Source organism: Nocardiopsis sp. LOL_012, from assembly GCF_048060475.1.
GTDB lineage: Bacteria > Actinomycetota > Actinomycetes > Streptosporangiales > Streptosporangiaceae > Nocardiopsis.
Map to the genome: position 1 here is coordinate 1 of NZ_JBHMIV010000068.1, position 4,940 is coordinate 4,940.

Below are 4,940 nucleotides of genomic sequence, written 5' to 3' on the forward strand. Positions count from 1 at the left end.
AATACTTCTATTTACCGTGTGCAGACAGAGCATCCTAACAGTCAGCGTCTTATGGTGGATGGCAGTGGCAATGTGAGTCATCAGGGCAGTGGAAGGCTTTATCTTAATATGAGCGGCAACATAGGCCACTCACAGAGTTTTCGAGGTGGGGGAGGGCAGATTGTTGCCTTCGACCTTCCGAGCTCCCTTGTGAGTAGCATTCGCAACTCCGCACTGCCTCAGCGAATTCCAAAGGATTTTCTGGGATCCAAGAGGGAGTGGAATTTTCTGCGTAAAATTTCCCCAGAAATTGCTGACCCAAGAGTCTCTCCGGGATTGATCGGCGTTCCAGGGGGAATGATTGATGACATTATGTCAAGCATCATTCCTGGATCGGGGCGAATTCTCTAATGGGGGCTGGGTATGACAGTCTTTCCAAAGAGGCGGGTCGCATTCTTTCTGGTCCCGATTCTCCGCCCCCTCCAGCGCTCTCTTGTGTAGAGATATCCCTCGCCCGAGGGCGCTCCCGTTACTGCGGTAGGCTGCGTCGCTTAATCTACGCTGCAGTCTCCGTTGCATTGAGGCAGAGCTTCGACGTGGATGTCGTATCTGACGAGGGTATCCCATTGTGGTTTTTATGCCTGATGGATGATTCTATCGCCGCCAGTGAATCAATTCCGGAAGAATCAAGGGAGGGTGCTGCCAGATATTTTGATTCCAGAGGGGGGCGCGAATGGGATATTCAGGAATGGCTTTTCATGTTCGATCCGGAGTTGAGGTCTTGGTCCTGGTGGGATCTGGTTGAATGCAAAAGTCAGGATGTCCTCTTGTTTTTTGACTCGAATGGGGAAGTTCCTGTTCCTTGCGAAGAGCTTTGGTGGTCCATCTTTTCTTCCGGGGCTCTTGCGGTTAGTGATCCATTTTTGGTTTCCTCGGACTTTTGGGTGGAGAGGTCTAGTTTCTGGGGTTACTAAGCAGGAGGCTTATTCATAAGCCTTGAAGTAGCGGGTGTAGAAGTACAGGCCGATGATCACTGCGAGGGCTTCAGGGAACTTGGACAGCGGAGCACGGTAGCGGCTTTGCAGCATGCGCCAGGTCTTCAGGTGGGCGACAGCTCGCTCGACCGCGGCCCGCACACTGTCGATCACGGCGTTGTTGGCCTCCTGCTCCTGGGACAGCTCCCCGTCCTGGGGTTTCTTGGTCGGGCTGATGTCGGCGTGGGCCTGGTAGCCCTTGTCGCCCAGGATGCTGTCTGAGTCGATGAGTGGGTCGTACAGGCCGCTGGCGTAGTAGGCGTGGGCGTCGTGGCGTGCGCCAGAGGCCGGCGTGGGGCCCACTGCGGCGATATCGCCTGAGAGCGTGGCGGCGAGTTGGAGGTTGAACCCGGTGGTCTCGTGCTTGCCTGAGTACATGCCCTCGGTGGTTTTCCAGTCCCAGGTGGGGGCGAGGGTGCCGTCGACGAGGGCGGTCGAGGTGCCGGTGATCTGGGCCGGGTCGGGGATGAGGGCGGTCAGTTCGGCGGCGATGAGGGGGCGTAGCAGGTCCCAGCGGCGGCTGACGGTGGCCTGGGATACGTCGAAGATCGCGCCTGCCAGGTCCTGGGTGAGGTTGTGGCGGTGCAGGGCCACGGCCAGGGCGATCGATCTGTACAGGCCCAGCACGGCCGGTCGGCCTCCGGGTTGGGCGAGGAGCCCGAGCCGGTGGTGGACCCCGGCGGTGAGGTCGGTGAGTTGTTCGCTGGTCAGTCCGGTTATACGTTGCAGGTCCAACGGCTCTTCTGCTTCGTCTGGTTGGTCTCTTAACCCCAGATTTCAGCGGAGGAGCCGTTGCTGTGTGGTCAGAACGCGAAAACCTGTCTGAATCGTCCCGTATGACCCTTTTGAGGGATGGCCGGAACCCTGCTGTGAACAGGGCTTATGAATAAGCCTCCAGGTGAAGGTCTCCGGTTGCCACCAGTCCGAGGAGGGGGCGGCGGCCTGGCTCGCCGTGCGCTCCTACATCGATTCGGCCCGCAAGCACGGGATCAGCGCGTTCGAGGCCCTGTGTCGCGCGTTCACCGGGCAGTTGTGGATGCCACCGGTCCCCGCCACGGCCTGAACCCACCACACACCTTCTGAATTTTTACCTTCTCCCGCTGACCACATTCCCGAAAACAAACGAGGTTGGTTCTGGTGCAGAGGGCAAATGCTTTCCCTCTGCACCAGAACCAACCTCGCAGTGTTTCAAAATATAAAATCCCGAAAATAACCCCATCGAACCCATTGAATATCACAATAAATCACAATGGAAATTTACTCCAGGAAGACAATAAATGGAAAACAAGAAGAAATCATCCATAGCTCAATAGTAGCCCGGAGCTGCCACAAGGACGGATTCAAAGTAGAAGCCATAATCCCCACCCTCTTCAGCAGGGAGGCTCGCCCGAGAAAAAGACAAAAGAAGATCGGGAATTAGGAAAAAAAGGCCAGAGTCTTCGGTTGTAGAACTGAAGTCTCGCGACAAGCGGTCAATCAAATCATCTGCAGGGACACTGAAGACATCTATCCCCCTAAACTCCACAGTCCCCCCGAAGCCCGGTCCATATACTTCAAGAGCATCCACAGAACCAGTCTTATCCCGATGTACCGCCAGCCCCAAATCAAGGCTTTCTACGTAGGCGTGACAAGCTCCACTACCAGGAAGAGTTCGCACTCCTGCGGCTCCAGGGACTGCCTCCAGCGCCCTCGGCGCGCCACGAAAGGGGTCACCGATCTTCAAATCAATGCCCGTGATTCCAAACGGAGGATTCAAAATAAACAAGGTGGTGTCAATTCGTGGAAGCAACACCCTCGCCCTCTAGCAGGAGCTTGTGCATCATCTCCTGCGGGGTGTAGAACCCCAGGCACGCGCGGGGCCGGTTGTTCAGCTCTTCGGCGATCGCGGTCAGGTACGGCTGGTGCTGGACGATCTCGGTCCCCTTGGGCAGGTACTCCCGGATCAGGCGGTTGGAGGGGGCACCTCCCGGCCGCGTAGCGGCTGGGGGAGTCTCGTTGGTGGGCCGCTGCCAGGGGCTGTGCGGGTCGGCGAAGAACACCGGCAGGTCGGTGGCCACGGTCAGCGCCGCGTGCTGTCCCATCTCCGTGCCCTGGTCCCAGGTCAGCGACTTGCGCACCAGCTCGGGCAGCCCCGACACGTGGTCGATGAGCACGTCGGCCACATGGTCGGCCTTCTTCCCCTGGGGCAGGGCCAGGATCACCGTGAAGCGGGTCTGGCGGTCGACCAGGGTGATGGCGGCCGTCTGGCCGTCCTTGCCGATGACGAGGTCGCCCTCCCAGTGGCCGGGGACCCGGCGCCCCTCGGCTTCGGCGGGCCGCTCGCGAATGGAGCGCATCCCGATGATCCGCCCGCCCGACAGGCCGTTCTTCCGCTTGGGGCGGCGTGTGGTGCGCTGGGAGGGCAGCATGACGCCGAGCCGGGCCAGCTCGCCCTTGGGCAGGGCGTAGATCCAGGTATAGACCGCCTCGTGGCTGATACGGGCGCCACCGGTGGGGATCGAGCCTTCCATGGGCTCCACGCTGGCATCGTCGGCCTCCAGCTTCAACCGGCCCGCGATCTGGCGGGGGGTGCGTCCCCGGCCCAGGTCGCCCAGGACCCGCTCGCGGATGAGGGGGTCGGTGTCCACACGGCGTGGTTGGGGGCGTGCGCGGCGGGCCTTGGCGCGCTTGTGGGCGGTGGTGGCCCGGTAGCCGCGTTTGGAGCGGTTGCGGCGCAGTTCGCGGCTGACCACGGACGGGTCCCGGCCGAGCGTGCGGGCGATCTGTCCCACGCCCTCTCCCCGGGTGTGGGCGAGCGCGATCTCCTCGCGCTCCTCCATGGTGAGCATCCGTCTTGTTCCCATCAGCAACCCCTTTGACCTGCGGTGTTGCTACGACGGTATGACACCACCCAAGACTGACTCGCAGCAAGTGGGTCGCCAAATAGTGAGCTGGACGTGGACAGAACTCGGAATTCCCCTGAGAGCCTGATACTGGGCATTCGACGAGAGGCCGCCGATCATCTCGCCGATCGCATGTGGTCTGTGCCCCGATGCGCCGTGGGCTTGAACGAATGCCCGATTCCTGAAAACCACGGAGAGCCGGCCTCCGGAACCAGGCCACAGGTAGCCTCGCCATCGCCCTCAGCCCGACCGACACCCCCGACGACCTACCCGCCTCAGTCATCTGTTGACGTTACCGTCAAACGACTCAGAACCCTACTGGAAGTCAACTTCACCCCGAGTTCCCTTCACCGCCATAATAGAATATCCCCTCACACCTGAGCACGCCGCGATACGAATTCATCAGTGCTTCACAAGTTTATATCCATCCCGCCCCATGCGCACTCAAACTCTTCCGGCGCAATAAATTGAGCAGTGAAATCTGGCTGATTGGAAATTTCCTCCAAAGGAGGAAAAGGTATTTCAGAGAGTCCGACAGTTGCGTTTTCGAAACTCTCGTCTGCCCGTTCACACCGACCATCCCGATAGAATTGCACTTTCCGAGTTTCATATCCGTCGTCGCCGAGCTCACTGAGATAAAGCACGGGCTGATCATCGAAATCGTGAGCCCATTCAACCTTGACGTATCTCACCTCTAGTTCCTCCCAGAGCGAAGGATGCGGCCAGCTAGATCGAGTGGCCCACTGTTTGGGATCACGAACACCCCTGGCCTCCCTGCTACTGCACCTAGCCCTCTAACATCGATTTCAATGTAATGAGTGAACTTGTTCCCAGCCCACGGAATCCTCAAGAAAGCCGCTGAAAGCTGTCCGAGCGTCTTTGTCCCGGGTTTTATGTCCGTCAGATACTGACCATCTCCGTAGCGAGCATCCTTTGGATTATTCGCTCTCAGGGACGGTCTCATCACACCACTCGAAATGATTCCGTCATGCCCAGCTTCATTCGTATAGTGGTAGAGACTCTCCGGCCCCTCAGAGGCACCACC

Annotated in this window: 8 protein-coding genes; 3 read left to right on the plus strand and 5 right to left on the minus strand. The window is 59.1% G+C overall.

Annotated features, from left to right (window positions below):
• Both ACFHWE_RS23290 and ACFHWE_RS23295 read left to right on the plus strand, forming a co-directional pair.
• Positions 1-390, plus strand: a 390-nt coding sequence (locus tag ACFHWE_RS23290; RefSeq protein ID WP_416604012.1) for a hypothetical protein, incomplete at its 5' end; no start/stop codon positions are given.
• A gap of 185 nt (positions 391-575) precedes the next feature.
• A complete protein-coding gene (locus ACFHWE_RS23295; protein WP_416604014.1) occupies positions 576-953 on the plus strand; it encodes a hypothetical protein in 378 nt (125 codons plus the stop codon).
• 9 nt (positions 954-962) lie between these two features.
• Here ACFHWE_RS23295 and ACFHWE_RS23300 read toward each other — a convergent pair whose 3' ends face one another.
• On the minus strand, positions 963-1,748 hold the full coding sequence (locus ACFHWE_RS23300; RefSeq protein ID WP_416604015.1) for a transposase family protein: 786 nt from the start codon (positions 1,746-1,748) through the stop codon (positions 963-965).
• Between the two features lie 163 nt (positions 1,749-1,911).
• On the opposite strand from ACFHWE_RS23300, the gene ACFHWE_RS23305 reads away from it, so the two are divergent.
• Positions 1,912-2,076: a hypothetical protein gene (locus ACFHWE_RS23305; protein WP_416604016.1), complete on the plus strand. Its 165-nt coding sequence runs from the start codon at positions 1,912-1,914 to the stop codon at positions 2,074-2,076.
• Positions 2,077-2,319: 243 nt separating this feature from the next.
• Here ACFHWE_RS23305 and ACFHWE_RS23310 read toward each other — a convergent pair whose 3' ends face one another.
• The 4 genes from ACFHWE_RS23310 to ACFHWE_RS23325 all read right to left on the minus strand — a co-directional run.
• Entirely contained in the window at positions 2,320-2,805 is a 486-nt protein-coding gene (locus ACFHWE_RS23310; RefSeq protein WP_416604017.1) for a hypothetical protein, read from the minus strand.
• Positions 2,786-3,856 carry an IS30 family transposase gene (locus tag ACFHWE_RS23315; protein ID WP_416604018.1) on the minus strand — a complete coding sequence of 357 codons (1,071 nt, stop codon included), beginning with the start codon at positions 3,854-3,856 and terminating at the stop codon, positions 2,786-2,788. Before ACFHWE_RS23315 ends, ACFHWE_RS23310 begins: the two co-directional genes overlap by 20 nt.
• A gap of 449 nt (positions 3,857-4,305) precedes the next feature.
• Positions 4,306-4,587, minus strand: coding sequence for a DUF6881 domain-containing protein (locus tag ACFHWE_RS23320; RefSeq protein WP_416604019.1), 282 nt, complete (start codon positions 4,585-4,587; stop codon positions 4,306-4,308).
• A gap of 2 nt (positions 4,588-4,589) precedes the next feature.
• A partial coding sequence (locus tag ACFHWE_RS23325) for an HYD1 signature containing ADP-ribosyltransferase family protein (protein WP_416604020.1) occupies positions 4,590-4,940 on the minus strand: 351 nt, incomplete at its 5' end.